General features: G+C 64.0%; 15 protein-coding genes. 6 read left to right on the forward strand and 9 right to left on the reverse strand.

Annotated elements, in window-relative coordinates:
• Positions 1 to 25: 25 nt before the first annotated feature.
• Both ACQZAB_RS09890 and ACQZAB_RS09895 read right to left on the reverse strand, forming a co-directional pair.
• The gene (locus ACQZAB_RS09890; protein ID WP_428389352.1) at positions 26 to 811 is read right to left on the reverse strand and encodes an SDR family oxidoreductase; all 786 of its coding nucleotides are present in this window, start codon (positions 809 to 811) and stop codon (positions 26 to 28) included.
• On the reverse strand, positions 804 to 1,826 hold the full coding sequence (locus ACQZAB_RS09895; RefSeq protein ID WP_428389353.1) for a zinc-binding alcohol dehydrogenase family protein: 1,023 nt from the start codon (positions 1,824 to 1,826) through the stop codon (positions 804 to 806). Before ACQZAB_RS09895 ends, ACQZAB_RS09890 begins: the two co-directional genes overlap by 8 nt.
• A 165-nt stretch (positions 1,827 to 1,991) precedes the next feature.
• Here ACQZAB_RS09895 and ACQZAB_RS09900 point away from each other — a divergent pair, with 165 nt between their 5' ends.
• Positions 1,992 to 2,840, forward strand: a complete 849-nt coding sequence (locus ACQZAB_RS09900) for a DUF1559 domain-containing protein (RefSeq protein WP_428389354.1) — start codon at positions 1,992 to 1,994, stop codon at positions 2,838 to 2,840.
• Between the two features lie 50 nt (positions 2,841 to 2,890).
• Here the strand turns inward: ACQZAB_RS09900 and ACQZAB_RS09905 are convergent, their stop codons facing one another.
• The gene (locus ACQZAB_RS09905) at positions 2,891 to 3,916 is read right to left on the reverse strand and encodes an amidohydrolase family protein (protein WP_428389355.1); all 1,026 of its coding nucleotides are present in this window, start codon (positions 3,914 to 3,916) and stop codon (positions 2,891 to 2,893) included.
• Between the two features lie 43 nt (positions 3,917 to 3,959).
• On the opposite strand from ACQZAB_RS09905, the gene ACQZAB_RS09910 reads away from it, so the two are divergent.
• Positions 3,960 to 4,766: a Cof-type HAD-IIB family hydrolase gene (locus tag ACQZAB_RS09910; protein ID WP_428389356.1), complete on the forward strand. Its 807-nt coding sequence runs from the start codon at positions 3,960 to 3,962 to the stop codon at positions 4,764 to 4,766.
• Between the two features lie 408 nt (positions 4,767 to 5,174).
• On the opposite strand, the gene ACQZAB_RS09915 is transcribed toward ACQZAB_RS09910, so the two are convergent.
• On the reverse strand, positions 5,175 to 5,654 hold the full coding sequence (locus ACQZAB_RS09915) for an Hsp20/alpha crystallin family protein (protein WP_428389357.1): 480 nt from the start codon (positions 5,652 to 5,654) through the stop codon (positions 5,175 to 5,177).
• Between the two features lie 232 nt (positions 5,655 to 5,886).
• On the opposite strand from ACQZAB_RS09915, the gene argC reads away from it, so the two are divergent.
• From argC to ACQZAB_RS09930, 3 genes are all read left to right on the forward strand, one after another.
• A complete protein-coding gene (gene argC, locus ACQZAB_RS09920) occupies positions 5,887 to 6,933 on the forward strand; it encodes an N-acetyl-gamma-glutamyl-phosphate reductase (RefSeq protein WP_428389358.1) in 1,047 nt (348 codons plus the stop codon).
• A gap of 90 nt (positions 6,934 to 7,023) precedes the next feature.
• Positions 7,024 to 7,263, forward strand: a complete 240-nt coding sequence (locus ACQZAB_RS09925) for a type II toxin-antitoxin system Phd/YefM family antitoxin (protein WP_428389359.1) — start codon at positions 7,024 to 7,026, stop codon at positions 7,261 to 7,263.
• Positions 7,260 to 7,676 carry a type II toxin-antitoxin system VapC family toxin gene (locus tag ACQZAB_RS09930; protein WP_428389360.1) on the forward strand — a complete coding sequence of 139 codons (417 nt, stop codon included), beginning with the start codon at positions 7,260 to 7,262 and terminating at the stop codon, positions 7,674 to 7,676. Before ACQZAB_RS09925 ends, ACQZAB_RS09930 begins: the two co-directional genes overlap by 4 nt.
• On the opposite strand, the gene nth is transcribed toward ACQZAB_RS09930, so the two are convergent.
• Genes nth through mutS form a run of 3 tightly spaced genes read right to left on the reverse strand, consistent with a single transcriptional unit; the run spans position 7,677 to position 11,689 of the window.
• Positions 7,677 to 8,360 carry an endonuclease III gene (gene nth, locus ACQZAB_RS09935; protein WP_428389361.1) on the reverse strand — a complete coding sequence of 228 codons (684 nt, stop codon included), beginning with the start codon at positions 8,358 to 8,360 and terminating at the stop codon, positions 7,677 to 7,679. It abuts the gene before it with no gap.
• On the reverse strand, positions 8,357 to 8,953 hold the full coding sequence (locus ACQZAB_RS09940; protein WP_428389362.1) for a hypothetical protein: 597 nt from the start codon (positions 8,951 to 8,953) through the stop codon (positions 8,357 to 8,359). Before ACQZAB_RS09940 ends, nth begins: the two co-directional genes overlap by 4 nt.
• A 9-nt stretch (positions 8,954 to 8,962) precedes the next feature.
• A complete protein-coding gene (gene mutS, locus ACQZAB_RS09945; RefSeq protein ID WP_428389363.1) occupies positions 8,963 to 11,689 on the reverse strand; it encodes a DNA mismatch repair protein MutS in 2,727 nt (908 codons plus the stop codon).
• 84 nt (positions 11,690 to 11,773) lie between these two features.
• On the opposite strand from mutS, the gene priA reads away from it, so the two are divergent.
• Complete coding sequence (gene priA / locus ACQZAB_RS09950) at positions 11,774 to 14,110, forward strand: replication restart helicase PriA (RefSeq protein ID WP_428389364.1); 2,337 nt, start codon at positions 11,774 to 11,776, stop codon at positions 14,108 to 14,110.
• 15 nt (positions 14,111 to 14,125) lie between these two features.
• Here priA and ACQZAB_RS09955 read toward each other — a convergent pair whose 3' ends face one another.
• Together ACQZAB_RS09955 and ACQZAB_RS09960 are read right to left on the reverse strand one after the other, a co-directional pair.
• Complete coding sequence (locus ACQZAB_RS09955; protein ID WP_428389365.1) at positions 14,126 to 14,932, reverse strand: YggS family pyridoxal phosphate-dependent enzyme; 807 nt, start codon at positions 14,930 to 14,932, stop codon at positions 14,126 to 14,128.
• Positions 14,933 to 15,016: 84 nt separating this feature from the next.
• Positions 15,017 to 15,637, reverse strand: coding sequence for a DedA family protein (locus tag ACQZAB_RS09960; RefSeq protein ID WP_428389366.1), 621 nt, complete (start codon positions 15,635 to 15,637; stop codon positions 15,017 to 15,019).
• Positions 15,638 to 15,649 lie beyond the last annotated feature (12 nt).

Raw genomic sequence — 15,649 nt, forward strand, 5'->3', positions numbered from 1 at the left:
CCAAAACCGACCGCTTTCCCCCCGATTAAACCCCCGCCAACAACCCACCATCCACATAAATCAACTGCCCGTTCACAAAGTCCGACGCCGACGACGCCAGAAACACCGCCGTCCCCACCAACTCCTCCGGCCGCCCCCAACGCCCAGCAGGCGTCCGCCCGCAAATCCAGCGATTGAACTCTGGATCAGCCACCAGCCCCTTCGTCAGCTCCGTCTCAAAATACCCAGGCCCGATCCCATTGATCTGTACGTTGTGCTTCGCCCACTCCACCGCCATCGCACGCGTCAACATCTTCAGCCCACCCTTCGCCGCCGCGTAGTTCCCCGTCGTCGGCCGACTCACCTCGCTCATCAACGAGCACGTATGGATGATCTTCCCGCCGCCGCGATCGATCATCCCCGGCGCTACAAACCGCGACACCAGAAACGCACTCGTCAGGTTCACCTCGATCACCCGCCGCCACTGCTCCGCCGTCATCTCCGCCAACGGCGCCCGATCATGAATCCCGACGTTATTCACCAGCACATCAATCGGAAACCGTCCGGCCAGCTCAGCCAGCGCCGGCTCTAAGGCCTTCTCATCCGTCACATCCACCACCAACGCCTCCGCCACCAACCCCGCATCCCGAAGCGACTTCACCGTCTCCGCCACCGCTGACTCACCCCGCCCGTTGATCACCACCCGCGCCCCGCTCTCCGCCAGCCCCCGAGCCATCGCCAGCCCCAACCCACGCGTTGACCCCGTCACCAACGCCGTCTTCCCCGACAGATCAAACAGACCCGATCCCTTCTTGCGATCCGCCTCAGTCATCGAAACTCACCACACCCTTCAGCAGCCCCGCCCCGGGCCGCAACCAGTCCTCGAACACATCCACAAACCCCGCCACCGACGCCCGATGAGTCACCCACGCCTCCACATCGATCCGCCCCGCCTCCAGATGCTCGATGATCTCCCGGAAGTCCGCCGCCACGGAGTTCCGGCTCGCCAGAAGCGTCATCTCCTTCCGATGAAACTCCGGATCGTCAAACCCGATCTCCCCCAGCAACAGCCCCACAAACGTCAGCGTCCCGCCCTGACCCGTCAACCCGAACGACCCCTGCATCGACCCCCGATGCCCCGTCGCATCCAGCACCTTGAAAGGCAGCTCACCGAATTTTGCTTGCCACTGTTCTGCCGCAGGCGCCGAAGGATCGATTACCAGCGTCCGGATACCCAACAACCGCTCCGCCGCCTGCGCCCGCTCCGCCGAGACATCCAGACCCACCACATCGGCTCCCGCCAGCTTCGCGAAAAGCGCCGCCGTCAGACCGATCGGCCCCAGCCCCACCACCGCGACACTCTCCCCCTCACCCACCGCCGCCCGCGACACCGCATGCTTGCCGATGCCAAGCGTCTCCACCAACGCCAACGCATCCAGCCCAAGCGACCTCGACACATGCAGCTTGCTCGCCGGCAGCACGATCCGATCCCGCATCCCCCCGTCCGTGTGCACCCCCAGACACTTCAGCTCGACACAACAATTCGTCCGACCAAGCCGACAGACCCGACAAACCCCGCAGTTCAGATAAGGCTCCACCGCACACCGATCGCCGACAGAAACGCCGGTCACGCCCTCACCCACCGCCTCGATCTCCACCCCCAACTCGTGCCCCAGAATACGCGGGTACTCGAAAAACGGCTGCTCCCCCTTGAACGCATGGATATCCGTCCCGCAGACCCCGACCCGCCGAACCCGCACCACCGCCTCACCTGCCCCAGGCGACGCCGGCTCCGCCGTCTCCGCCATCCGCCACGACCCCGGCCGCTCTAACACCAATGTCCGCATGAATCTGACTCCTGACACCATTAAACAACGAGCCACACCTACGGGAACACCCTCTGATCGCCAGATCCCTGCGCCTTCCACGCCATCGCTTTTTAAGAATGATCCGTGACCCCAGGCCAAACGCAGGGTATCGTGAAGACAGTCACCATCCACGGGAGACACGGGATGCCCTCAACGCGCCGCCACGGTTTCACCCTCATCGAACTGCTTGTCACGATCTCGGTTATCGCCCTGCTGATCGGCATCCTCCTGCCATCCCTCTCCACCGCGCGTGCCAGCGCCAAGCAGACGCAGTGCATGTCCAACCTCCGCCAGATCGGCATCGCCCTCGCCAGCTACGAGGTTGATCACTTCAGCTACCCAACCGTCTGGTCCTACAGCGAGCCTAAGGGCTGGAAGTCCCGCATCGACGAATACCTCAGTGCTCAGGCCCTCGAACTCGACGAGACCGTGATGCAGTGCCCGGAGGTCGATCAGGACGAGCTCTACGCCGCGCCCTCCGACGTCAGCCGCGGCTTTGTCGCCGCCAGCTACGGACTCAACGGCGCGATCCAGTTCCCCCAATGGTCCTTCCGCTCGGCCGTGGTCCCGAACCCATCAAAGATCATCCTCGCCGGCGAACAGCCCGTCGAGATCCTCGAAGCCATGATCACCGCCGACGGCTATGGCGTGATCCAGACGCCCGGCGTCACCGGCTGGTTCGGTGCTTCCAACCACCGGGCCGACCGCGCTTTCCGCCATCTCCCCGACGACGCCTGCCTCTTTACCTTCGTCGACGGCCACGTCGACTGGCTCAACCGCACCCAGCAGAAACGCGAGAGCGGCCACTGGTTCTGGTGGGGCGAGGACGAGAACCCCTTCTTCGCCGGCGAAATGCTCGACGACCTGTTCCCCGACCTGCCCGGCGGCGGCGAAGCCGGTGGCGGTGGCGGCGGCGGCAGTGGCAACAATCCCTTCACCGGCGGCAACAAGGGCCCCACCAGCTCTCCGGCCACCCCAGGCTGCGGCTGCTGATCTGCTCTAGCGACGCCCTCAATCCGACAACTCGCTTACGTGCCAGATCTTCACGAGGAGCCGGCTGGCAGATCATCCGCGTAGAAGCGCCTCGGGGCCTCGACGTAAACCTGTCTGAGCAGCTCATCGTCAAAGCCCGCCCCGCTTAGCAGGGCGGTGCTGTGTTCGGGCACCGAAGGGTCCACCATGTGCAGATCGGGATCGACGATCGGGCTCGGCCCGTCGTAGTCGGTCTCCATCAGCGTCCGCAGCGCCCAGAACCGGCTGGCGTAGAGGTCGTAGTCGATGTTCTCGTCGTTCGTCACGATGTCGGTGCCAAACAGAACACGCCCGGGATTCCGTCGGCAGAAGTCGGCGAATTCGCCGGGATGCTTGCTCAGCTCGCGCACCATCCACTTGGTCGCAGAGGTGTCCACGACGTAATTCGGATAGTCATCGAGCAGGCCCTGCAGCAACTCCAGGTCCTCTGGCGTTCCGCCCATGTGAGCCCCGAGCCAGGGCACGTCGCCATACTGATCGAGCACTCTACGAAACCGGTCGAAGTGCTCCCGTTTCGTGCCGTACTTCGAGCTATCCCTGTACATCGTCGCGAACCAGGTATCCGGGTCGCCGACGTGGCTCATCATCTTCATGCCCAGCGACGTCGCGAGCTCGATCGCCTCATACCGGATCGGGTCGTCGATCCAGAAGTGCTCGGCCAGATCCAGCCCCCGCGGCGCGGCCCAGAGCTTGCAGCACGTCGCCCCACGCTCGGCGAACTGCTCGATCCGCTTCAACCATTCGGACGTGAACGTCTCCGGCTCATCACGCTTCTCATAGTCTGGCACGGCGATGAATCCAATCCGATCCCCAAACCGCTCGATCAGCCCATCGACCTCGTGCATCCGATTCGTCATGGACCAGGCCTTGACGACGCCATAGTCCTCCGCGGCCTCAAAGAAAACCTCCGCGGACTTCACCGTCCCGATATGCGTATGCACGTCGTAGATTAGGCCGTTGTATCGGAACTTTTCGGCTTCGGCTTTGTAGTCGAGGCCAAGGGTGTTGGCGGGATTGGGGGTGGTTTGCTGGGTCATGGTGTGGTCATGGTAGGCTTGGACTTGTGAATGTGAGGTGCGGATGTGCGCTAGGATTGGGTTGGTGGCGTGTGATGTGGATGGGACGCTGATTGACCGGGAAGGGCGGGTGCCGGAGGCCAATTTGTGTGCGATCCGGGCGGCGGTGGCGAAGGGGGTGCGGGTGGTGATTGCTTCGGCGCGTCCGCCTCGGATGGCGAAGCCGATTTATGAGGCGCTGGGGCTGGATACGTATCAGGTGAATTACAACGGGGCGGTGATTCAGCGGCCGGGGGATGAGGGTTACGCGGTGCATCGTCCGATGGAGCCGGGGCTGGTGCGGCGGCTGATCGGGGTGGCGCGGCATGTGGATCCCGAGTTGGCGGTGAGTCTGGAGATCAAGGATCGGTGGTTGACGGATGGCGTGGTGGATGGGTTGGAGACAGCGACGTCCTTGAATCTGAAGCCGGATTATGTGGGCCCGCTGGACGCGGTGTTGACGGAGCCGGTGACGAAGGTGTTGTTGCTGACGCCTGCGGAGCGGATGGGGCGGCTGCGGCAGGGGATCGAGGCGGTGTTTCGGAAGCGGGTGCGGTTGCAGGTGAGTGATGCGCATCTGATTCAGGTGGTGCATCCGCAGGCGGATAAGGCGCATGGGCTGAAGTGGATGGCGGCTGAGTATGGCGTGTCGGTGGATGAGATTCTGGCGATCGGGGATGCGCCGAACGATGCGGGGATGCTGCGGCTGGCGGGTGTGGGGGTGGCGGTGAAGGGGGCGTGGGCTGAGGCGGTGGCGGCGGCGGATCATGTGGCGGAGGTGGATGCGGCGGGTGGGGCGGTGGCGTGGGCGTTGGAGCGGTTTGTGTTGTGAGGGGGAGGTCATGATTTATCTGTCTTTGGAGGACAAAGTCGTGGCACTCGGTGGTTTTGTTGCGTGAAGCACGGCTTTTCCGCCTGCGACGGAAGAAAACCTTGGCACCCGAGGAGGGGTTGTGGTTCTTTTGGGTTGAGCCCTAGGGGTGGTCCCGGTCGCGTCGCGACCGGGTTAGTAGGAGGAGATTTCTGGTTCTGTGGGTCCGCCTTCGGCGGAACCACAGCCACCCATGTGAGATGGTGGTCGGCACACCTTGCTCCGACTGGCGTCGGGACAAGGTGTGGCACCCGTCACCCGTGTGTGTTGGTGGCCAGATTGAACAAAAGCTCCCCGGCGCGCGGGGCGCGTCGGGGAGTGGAGGGGGATGGGAGTTTGTCTGGCTCGGCTGTCGCCGAGGGTTATGGGTTACCTGATTTCGATCTGCCGTGGCAGGGTCTGCTCGTGCTTGGGGAGGGTGAGGGTGAGCAGGCCATTTTCGAGTCTGGCCTCGATGCGGTCGGCGTCGAGTTCGGAGGGCATCCGGAATCGTCGGAGGACGCGTTGGGCGCGGCGCTCGTGGAGGTGGATGCTCGGGGTGGTGACCTCGGGCTGCGTTTCGGTGGCGGGTTCGTCGGCGGGCGTGGTCGCCTGGTTTTCGACCGCTTTGGTTTCGGTCCGGGTGGTTGTGCGGTCGGCTTCGATGGTGAGGACGCCTTCTTCGAGGGTGACCTTGACCTGGTCGCGGGTGTAGCCGGGGAGTTCGGCTTCGACAACGTAGGCGGTGTCGTTCTCGGTGACGTCGACGGGGTACCAGCCGTTGGCCGGGTTCTGGCTGCGGGCGGTTCGCTGGAAGGCGCGGTCGAGGTCGTCGAACAGGTCGAACGGGTTGGATCGGGTCAGTAGCATGGTGAGCCTCCTTTGGCTTTTGTGGCCCTGCTTGTCTTTCTTTGCGTCGCGGGGCCGGTGCTTGTCGTTCACGTTGCCTCACTAGATGCACGGGGCGTGCCAAAGCCGCTTTTACCCACAAGTTTAATCTTTACAAGGGTTTACAGATACTCAGCGTGCCGCCAGATTCTGCCATAATGGCAGTTTGCTGGGTTGGGGTGTGTTGTGGCTGGCTTGTTGTCACAATGCGGGCATGACACTTCGAGCTGCCATTGTGGGGCCCACGGGTTACGCCGGGGCGGAGCTGATTCGGTTGCTGCTGGGGCATCCCGGTGTGGCTTTGACGTATCTGGCGTCGCACCGTGAGGAGCTGCCGGACCTGCGGGTGGAGCTGCCGCGTTTTGCGGGGGTGCTGCCTGAGGAGGTGGCGGTGGCGCGGCCGATTGATTACGGGGCGATGGCGGAGGCGGCGGATGTGGTGTTTCTGGGGTTGCCGCATACGGCGTCGATGGCGCACGTGCCGGGGCTTTTGGCGGCGGGTCTGCGGGTGGTGGATTTGTCGGCGGATTACCGGTTGCCGTCGGCGGCGGATTACGAGGCGGTGTACGGGGTGACGCACACGGATGGGGATCGGCTGGCGGGGACGGTGTATGGGCTGCCGGAGCTGTTTCGGGATCGGATCACGGGGGCGACGGATCTGGTGGCGTCGCCTGGGTGTTATCCGACAGCGGCACTGCTGGGGTTGACACCTTTGGTGAGGGGTGGGCTGATTGAGACGGATGATGTGGTGATCAACGCGGCGTCGGGGACGACGGGGGCGGGACGTTCGCCGAAGGTGGGTTTGCTGCATGCGGAGGCGAACGAGGGGTATGCGGCGTATGGGAAGATTGGGGGGCATCGGCATCAGCCGGAGATCGGTTTGACGCTTGGGAGTCTGGGGTTTGAGGGTGTGGATCCGTTGTTTGTGCCGCATCTGCTGCCGGTGGATCGGGGGATCCTGGAAACGATCTACTGCACGCCCGCTGAGGGGGTGACGGAGGCGGATGTGGCGGGGGCGTATGCGGCGGCTTACGGGGAGGAGTTGTTCGTGGATGTGGTGGAGCACCTGCCGAGCGTGAAGCATGTCGCGGGGACGAACCGGGTGCAGATCGCGTTTCGGTGGGCCGAGACGCAGCGGTCGCGGAAGCTGGTGGTGTTTGTGACGGAGGACAACATTGTGAAGGGGGCTTCGGGTCAGGCTGTTCAGGCGATGAATCTGATGTTTGGGCTGGAGGAGGGGGAGGGGTTGTTGGGGCTGTAGGTTTTTCGGGGATTTATCTTTACTTATGGGCTGCTCGGGTCGACAATGACTAGTCAGACTAGTCAGACTAGTCAGAAGGAGATTGAGGTTATGGAGTGGCCGATTACCGAAGCGAAAAGCCGGCTGAGTGAATTGATTACTCGGGTTTCTGAGGATGGCCCGCAGACGATTCGTCGTCGGAACGAGGGATTCGTGGTGCTCCCGGAGCGGATGTACGAGGAATTGGTGGGCAAGCGGTTAAGCTTTAAGGATTGGCTGCTTGAGGGGCCGAGTCTCGAGGGGCTGGATCTGAAGCGCGAGCGCGGTGGTGATCGGCCGGTGGATCTGTGAAGTATCTGATCGATACCAACGTGCTTTCGGAGTTACAGCGTGCCGGTGGTAGTGAGCGTGTTCGGGAGCGACTGGCTTCTCTGGAAGCGGATTCCTTGTTCGTCAGTGCGATTACGGTTGGCGAGTTGACGCGAGGCGTTGCTCTCTTGCGGGCGAGCAAGCGGAAGCGGGCGTTGGTGTCGTGGTTGTCGGCGACAGAGTCTTCGTTTCGGGATCGGGTGCTGGCGGTGGATCGCGACGTGGCGGCGGTCTGGGGGACGTTGAGTGCTCGGTTGAGTAAGTCTGGTCAGACGATGGGTGTTGCGGATGGGTTGATCGCGGCGACTGCGATGCGTCATGGATTGACTTTGATGACTCGGAACGTGAAAGACTTCGAAGCGAGTGGTGTGGTTTTGTTGAATCCGTGGGGCTGATTACTTGATCTGCTGGGGGTCGACGCCGAGTTGTGGGCACGAGCGTTTGAGGGTGCAGACCGAGCATGCGGGTCGGCGGGCGTCGCAGATGGCTCGGCCGTGTTCGATGAGGAGGTGGGCGAGCATGGTCCAGTTTTTGGAGGGGAAGCGGGCGGCGAGGTCGCGTTCGACTTTGACGGGGTCGTTGTGCTGCGAGAAGCCGAGGCGTCGGGAGAGGCGGCCGATGTGGGTGTCGACGACGACGCCGACGTTGATGTTGAAGGCGTTGCCGAGGACGACGTTGGCGGTTTTTCGGGCGACCCCCGGGAGTGTGAGGAGTTCGTCCATGGTCTGGGGGACTTCGCCTTGAAAGGTATCGACGACTTCGAGGGCGGCGCCGTGGATGTTCCTGGCTTTGTTTCGGAAGAAGCCGCAGGTTTTGACGTAGGGCTCGATCTTTTTGGGGGTGGCGTCGGCGAAGGCCTGGGGGGTGGGGAAGGCTTTAAAGAGGGCAGGGGTGACTTTGTTGACGCGGGCGTCGGTGCACTGGGCGGAGAGGATGGTGGCGACGACGAGTTCCCAGGCTGAGTTGTGGTGGAGGGCGCAGTGGGCGTCGGGGTAGAGGGCGAGGAGTTTTTTGTAGAGGCGTGCGCAGCGGCGTCTTTCGGAGGAGTCGACCTGTGGGAGGGAGGTGGCTTTGCTCACGCTTGGATGTCCGGCGGAGTGGTTTGTGATGTTGCTGTGGTGGGTTTGGGGCGTGGTTTGATGTGGGTCCAGGGGACGGCGGCGAGGGCGAGGAGGGCGAGGAGGGCTTCGGTGCCGACGAGGCGTTCGGCGGTTTTGTGGAGGGGTTGGAAAGCGTCTTTGGCGGCGCCGCGTTCGATTTCGGAGAGGGCTGGGTTGTAGATGTCGGCTCGGAGGTCGTTCATCTGCGGGAGGAGGTTGTTCTGTTCGTAGAGGAGGACGCCGAGGGCGATGAGGAGGACGGCGAGTTGGGAGCGGGAGAGGCGTCCGCCGGCCCAGGGGATGAGGATGAGGGTGGCGAGGGCGGTGCCTGCGGCGGTGTAGCGGATGGTGGCGTGCTGCTCGAAGAGTTTGATGGCGATGACGCCTGCGAGGCGGTCGGGGTCGGTGGGTCGGAGGAGGACGTGGTCGTGCTGGGCGGCGGTGATCATGGGCTGGTATTCGCGCATCGTCCAGAAGATATGGGGCGCGCCGAGGCCCATCATCAGGGTGGAGCCGACCCAGGCGGCGAGGGCGAGGAGCTGGAGGGTGAGGAGGGCGCGTAGGGCGAGCATGGGGTGATCCTAGGGCTGCTTGTCTTTGTTGTTGGCCTGGTCGACGAGTTGGCGGAGGAGGTCGAAGGCCTGCATAGGGGTGAGTTGGTTGAGGTCGGTCTGGCGGAGCTGGTCGACGACGGGGTGTTCGAGGACTTTGGTGAACAGGGGGAGGTCGGGTTCGGGGAGGGTGGTGGTGGTTTGGGGTTTGGCGATGCCGGCGAGGTTCTGGGCGGCGTGCTGGTTGGAGAGGGTGGTGAGGAGTTCGGCGGCGCGGTCGATGACGGGCTGGGGCATGCCGGCGAGTTTGGCAACGTGGATGCCGTAGGAGCGGTCGGTGGCTCCGGGTTCGATGCGGTGGAGGAAGACGACCTGGTCGTTCCACTCGCGGACTTTGACGTGGAGGTTCAGGACGTGGTCGGGGAGCTGATCGGCGAGTTGGGTGAGTTCGTGGTAGTGGGTCGCCATGAGGACGCGGGGCGGGTCGGGTCGGGTGGCGAAGTGTTCGGCGATGGCCCAGGCGAGGGAGAGGCCGTCGAGGGTGGAGGTGCCGCGGCCGATCTCGTCGAGGATGATGAGGGATCGGCTGGTGGCGTGGTGGGCCATGCGGGCGGTTTCGGACATCTCGACCATGAAGGTGGACTGTCCGGTGTGGAGTTCGTCGGAGGCTCCGATGCGGGTGAAGATGCGGTCGGTGAGGCCGATGGTGGCGGACCTGGCGGGGACGAAGGAGCCGGCGTGGGCGAGGAGGGTGAGCAGGGCGGCCTGGCGGATGAAGGTGGACTTGCCGGCCATGTTGGGGCCGGTGATCAGAGCCAATCCCCCTCGCCCGCCATGGCTGACTGATTCGTCATTGTCTGACGTATTGAGGTGGATGTCGTTGGGGACGAAGCGTTCGGCGAGGAGGGTGTCGAGGACGGGATGGCGGGCTTCGGTGATCTGGAGGGTGGGGGTGTTGGTGAGGGCGGGTTGGGTCCAGCGTCGGCGGAGGGCGGTTCGGGCAAAGGCGAGGAGGGTGTCGAGTTCGGCGACGACAGTGGCGAAGCCGCGGAGGGCGTCGGCCTGGTCGATGATCTCGCGGCAGAGGGTTTCGAAGAGGGCTTTTTCGCGGGCGATGGCTTCGGTTTCGGCGTGGAGGACGCGGGTTTCGTAGCCCTTGAGTTCGGCGGTGATGAAGCGTTCGGCGTTTTTGAGGGTCTGTTTGCGGGTCCAGCTTTCGGGGGCTTTGTCGCGATGGGCGGCGGTGAGTTCGATGTAGTAGCCGAAGACTTTGTTGAAGCCGACCTTGAGGGAGTTGACGTTGATCTCGTCGATGAGTTTTTTCTGGTAGCGAGCGAGCCAGGCCTGGGAGTCTCTTTGGAGGCCGCGGGCTTCGTCGAGTTGGGGGTCGATGCCGTCGCGGATGAGGCCGCCTTCACGGAGGTGAGCGGGTGGTGTGTCGACGCATCGGGTGGTGATGGTGTTGGCGATCTGATCGAGTGCGTTCTGGTGGGCTTCAAGCTGGCTGGCGAGGGGCTTGAGGGCGTCGTGTTCGGCGAGGTGGGTTGTGAGGGATTGGGCTTTGGTGGTGCTGGAGCCGAGGGCGACGATGTCGCGGGGGTTGGCGCGGCCGAGGGTGAGTCGTGCGAGGATGCGTTCGATGTCCTGGACGTCGGCGAGTTGGTTCTTGAGGGCGTCGAGGAGGCGGGGTGCCTGGGTGAGGGCGTGGACGATGTGGTGGCGTTGCTCGATGGGTTGTTGCTGGTTGAGGGGGTAGGTGAGCCAGCGGCGGAGGGTTCGGCGGCCGAGGGCGGTGGCGGGTTTTTCGAAGACGGAGAGGAGGGAGCCTTCTTCGGATTCGGAGCGGGTGGTACGGACGATTTCGAGGCTGCGGAAGGCGGCTTCGTCGAGGACGAGGTGGTTGTGTCGGGGAAAGGGGCGTGGGGGTTGGAGGTGCGAGAGGGCGGTGTGGGCGTTTTCGGTATTGTCGGTTTGCTGGGTTTCTTTGAGGTAGTGGAGGATGGCGGCTGCGGGGAGGAGTTCGGGGGCATCGTCGGCGAGGCCGAAGGCGGTGAAGGCGGCGACCTGATAGTGCTTGCGGAGGAGGTCGATGGCTTCGTCGCGGTGGAACTGCCAGCCGGGGCGGCCGGTGCCTATGGCGGTGGTGCGGTCGAGGAGGGCCTGGGCTCGGGGGGCGATCTGGCCGGTGGAGGTCTGGCTGTAGAGGAGTTCGGAGGGGCTGAGGCGGGCGAGTTCGTCGGGGAGCTGGTCTTCGGGGAGGGTGGCGACCCAGAAGGTGCCGGTGCTGAGTTCGGCCCATGCGAGAGCGGTCTGGTGGTTGTCGAGGAAGGCGACGGCGGCAAGTGGGTTGTCTTTGCCTTCGTCGAGGAGGGAGGATTCGGTGAGGGTGCCGGGGGTGACGACGCGGGTGACGTCTCGTTTGACGACGCCTTTGGCCTGAGCGGGGTCTTCGACTTGGTCGCAGACGGCGACGCGGTGTCCGGCCTGGATCATTCGTCGGAGGTAGCCGTCGACGGCGTGGTAGGGCACGCCGGCCATGTCGATGCCTTTGGTTCGTTGGGTGAGGGTGACGCCGAGGACGCGGTGGGCGAGTTTGGCGTCGTGGTAGAAGAGTTCGTAGAAGTCGCCCATGCGGAAGAAGAGGACGCAGTCGGGGTAGCGTTCTTTGAAGCCGTGGAACTGGCGCATGGCGGGGGTGAGGTGCTGGGCGCCTTCGGGGATGGCGGGCTTGGTTGAGCTGGCGGCGGCTTCGGGCATGGGGTGAGTTTAGTGGTTGGGGATCATGAGGTTGATGGTGGTGGTTTTTTACGGCGGTCGAGGGGGCGGCGTAGACTCGGGAGCATGGATGGTCTGTTTCAGGACAAGGCTGCGGCAGCAGTGGATGGGGAAGGCGGTGCTGCGCGGCGGTACGTGCGGGTGGCGATCGAGCAGGGGGTGGATGTATCGAGTGAAGGGCTGACTTATGGCGTGCCAGAAGGGCTGGGGTTGTCGATGGGGCAGCGGGTGAGGGTCCCGCTTGGTCGGGGGAACAAGGCGGTGTCGGGTTATGTGATCGAGGTGGGTGTGGATTCGGGTGGGTTGGCGGCGGGGAAGATCAAGGATGTGGTGGGTGTGGATGGGAAGGCGCCGGTGCTGCCTGAGGCGTTGGTGGAGCTGGGTCGGTGGATGGCGCGGTATTACGTTTGCCCGCTTGGGATGGTGTTTTCATCGATGACGCCTGCGGCTGTGTCGAAGGGGATCGGCTTGTCGACGCGTGTTGAGGTGCGACTGAGTCCTTCATTGGATGAGGGTCAGAAGCTGACGAAGCTGCAGCGGGCGTTGGTGGGTGCGGCGACGGAGGCTGAGGAACCTGATGGATGGGTGGAGCGTCTTGTCTTGGCGGAGCGTGGGGGCGCGAAGACGGCGGGGCCGGTTAAGAAGCTGGTGGAGCTTGGCGTTTTCGAAGAGCGGCGGGTGGAGACGATTCTGGCAGATGCGGTGGAGGCGCGGGGTGCTGGTGATACGTCTTCGATCGTGTTGACGGAAGAGCAGCGGGTCGCGCTCGAGCGTTTAGAGGCGATGGCGAGGGAGGGGTTTGGGGTGGGTCTGTTGCATGGGGTGACGGGGTCGGGGAAGACGGAGGTTTACCTGCGACTGATTGAATCGGTGCGGGCTGGGGATTCGGAGGCGGGTGTGATTGTGTTGGTGCCGGAGATTGCGTTGACGCCTCAGACGGTGGGGCGGTTCATGGCGCGGTTCGGAGACGTGGCGGTGCTGCATTCGGGGTTGACGGCGGCGCAGCGGAATGCGCAGTGGCATCGTGTGCGAACGGGTGCGGCGAAGGTGGTGGTGGGGGCGCGGTCGGCGGTGTTTGCGCCTGTGGAGCGGTTGCGGCTGGTGATCGTGGATGAGGAGCACGACAGCAGCTACAAGCAGGATCAGCTGCCGAGGTATCAGGCGCGGGACGTGGCGATTCGTCGGGCGCAGCGGGCGGGCGCGTTGGTGTTGCTGGGTTCGGCGACGCCTAGTTTGGAGTCGCTTCATAACGCGCTGTCCCGGGACAACTTTGAGCTGCTGCGGCTGACGGAGCGCCCTGCGGGGATGCGGATGCCTCAGGCGGAGGTGGTGGATCTGGTGGCGGAGCGGCGGAGTCGTCGTGGGATTCATCTGATCGGTCAGCGGATGGAGGCTGAGCTGCGTCGGCTGGTGGAGGGAGAAGCCTCGGAGCGTGGGCAGGCGATCGTGCTGCTGAACCGTCGTGGGTATGCGAGTCATATTTCGTGTCCGAGTGATGCGTGTGGGTGGATCAAGTCCTGCGATCACTGCGATGCGACGATGGTCTTTCACAAGCAGGAGCGGTTGCCAAGGGGTGGACTGGCGCGGTGTCATCACTGTGAGGCGGAGCAACTGGTTCCGGAGCACTGTCCCGATTGTGGGAGGCGGGTGACGCTATTTGGTTGGGGGACGCAGCGGGTGGAGGATGAGTTGGCGGACAAGATTCCCGGGCTGCGATTGATACGGATGGACTCGGACACGATGCGTGGGCATCGGGACTATCTGGATTCGCTGGAGGCGTTTGGGCGGGGTGAGGCGGACGTGCTGTTAGGGACGCAGCTGGTGGCGAAGGGGTTGGATTTCCCCGGGGTGCGTCTGGTGGGGATCGTGTCAGCGGATACGGGTATGCATCTGCCGGACTTTCGGGCGGCGGAGCGGACGTTTCAGTTGGTGGCGCAGGTGGCCGGGCGTGCGGGTCGGAGTGCGACGCGTGGGCGGGTGATTGTGCAGACGCTGAATCCGATGGACCCGACGCTGGAGCTGGCGATGCGTGGGGATTACGACGGTTTTGCGGAGCGGGAGCTGACGCTGCGGAAGAAGCTAAAGCTGCCGCCGGTGGCGAAGATGGTTCGGCTGGTGGTGAGGCATCGTGATCTGGCGGCGTGTCATCGTCTGGCGGCGGAGTTGGCGGGGGAGCTGGTGGCGGCGCGGGATTCGCTGGGTGTGGATGTGCGGGTGCGTGGGCCGATGGTGCCGGCGATGGCGCGGCTGGCGGATCATCATCGGCAGCAGATCGAGTTGCTGGGGTCGGCGGATGGTCGGGCGGAGGGGTTGCAGCGGGTGATGGCGGCGCTGCGGAATCGGGGGCGATTGATTTCGAACGCGACGATCGCGGTGGATGTGGACCCGGTGAGTTTGTTGTGACTTAAGTGACGATGGTTATTCGTCGTGGTCGTCTTCTTCGTTGGTTTTTTCGTTGTTGCCGAAGAGTCCCCGGCCGATGCGGATGACGTTAGCGCCTTCTTCGATGGCGACTTCGAAGTCGCCTGACATGCCCATGGAGAGGACGGTGAAGTCGGGGCCGCCGATGCCTTCCTTGCGGATGTCGTGGAAGATGCCGGCGGCTCTTGCGAAGGTGGGTCGTGCGTCTTCGGGTCGGTCGGAGTATGGGGCCATGGTCATGATGCCTCGGAGTCGGAGGTGCATCATGGTGTCGATCTGTTCGGCGACGTGGAGGGCGGCGGGTGAGGCGACACCGTGCTTGGAGATTTCGCCAGAGACGTTGACCTGTAGGAGGATGTCGATGACCTGATCGGTGCGAGCGCCGTAGGCGTGGAGTTCCTCGGCGAGTCGGAGGGAGTCGATGCCGTGGATGAGGTCGACGATGGGGACGGCCTGCTTGACCTTGTTGCGTTGGAGGTGGCCGATCATGTGCCAGCGGATGCGGTCGGGAACGATGGTGGGCTCGCCTTCGACGGCGTTGCCGAGGGACCGTCGCCGGGAGAGGTATTCCTCGAGTTGCGCGGCACGCTGGGTGAGTTGCTGGACGCGGTTTTCGCCGAGGTCGGTGTGTCCGAGGTCGACGAGGGTTCTGATCTGATCGGGGCTGGCGTTCTTGGTGACGGCGACCATGAGGACATCTTCGGGCCGTCGTCCGCTTTTGAGGGCGGCGGCGGCGATGCGCTCGTTGATGCGTTGATAGCTCTGCCTGACCTCTGTCGGGCCCACCATGGGTTCAGTCGTCATAGCAGAAGCCTAGAAGGGGCTTGGCTTTGCTGCAAGCGAATTGCGTGTGTTTGGGGTGACGCTCGGTGCGGTGGTGATCGTTGCTCAGTTTGTGTTCTGATGGGCCTGAGCGCGGTTTCTTCGGCGTTGTTTCCAGCGGAGGAAGAGGACGCCGGCGACGATGAGGGCGACGAGGCCGACGAGGATCTGTCCTTCGAGAATCCAGAGGCGTGCGGCTTCAAGGTGGTCGGCGAAGTAGAAGCCAAGGAAGAAGAAGAGGGGCGCGGAGATGGCGGCGGCGCTGCCGTCGAAGAGGGCGAATTTCCAGTAGGGGACCTTGAGGGCGCCGGCGCCGAACATGGCGGGTGCGCGGACGCCGGGGATGAAGCGACCGACGAAGATGAACTTGCCGCCGTGGCGTTCGAGCATGCCCTCGGCGCGGAGGACGCGTTGCTCGGTGAGGACGCGGTTGAGCAGGGGGAGTCTGGGGATGTGATGACCGTAGGTTCTTCCGAGCCAGAAGAGGGTGGCGTCGGCGAAGAGGATGGCGGCGAAGCAGAAGAAGAAGAGGGTGAAGGGTTCGGCGTAGCCGTGTCCGGCGAGGTAGCCGCCTATGAGCAGGGGGATGTCTTCGGGGACAGGCAGGCCGAAACCGCTGGCGAGCAGGACGGCCACCAGAACGACGTAGGGTGCGTTGACCGCGAGCTGTTCGAGCCAGGTTTCCATGGGGGTTAGGAG

This window comes from Mucisphaera sp. (genome assembly GCF_965279675.1).
Taxonomy (GTDB): domain Bacteria; phylum Planctomycetota; class Phycisphaerae; order Phycisphaerales; family Phycisphaeraceae; genus Mucisphaera.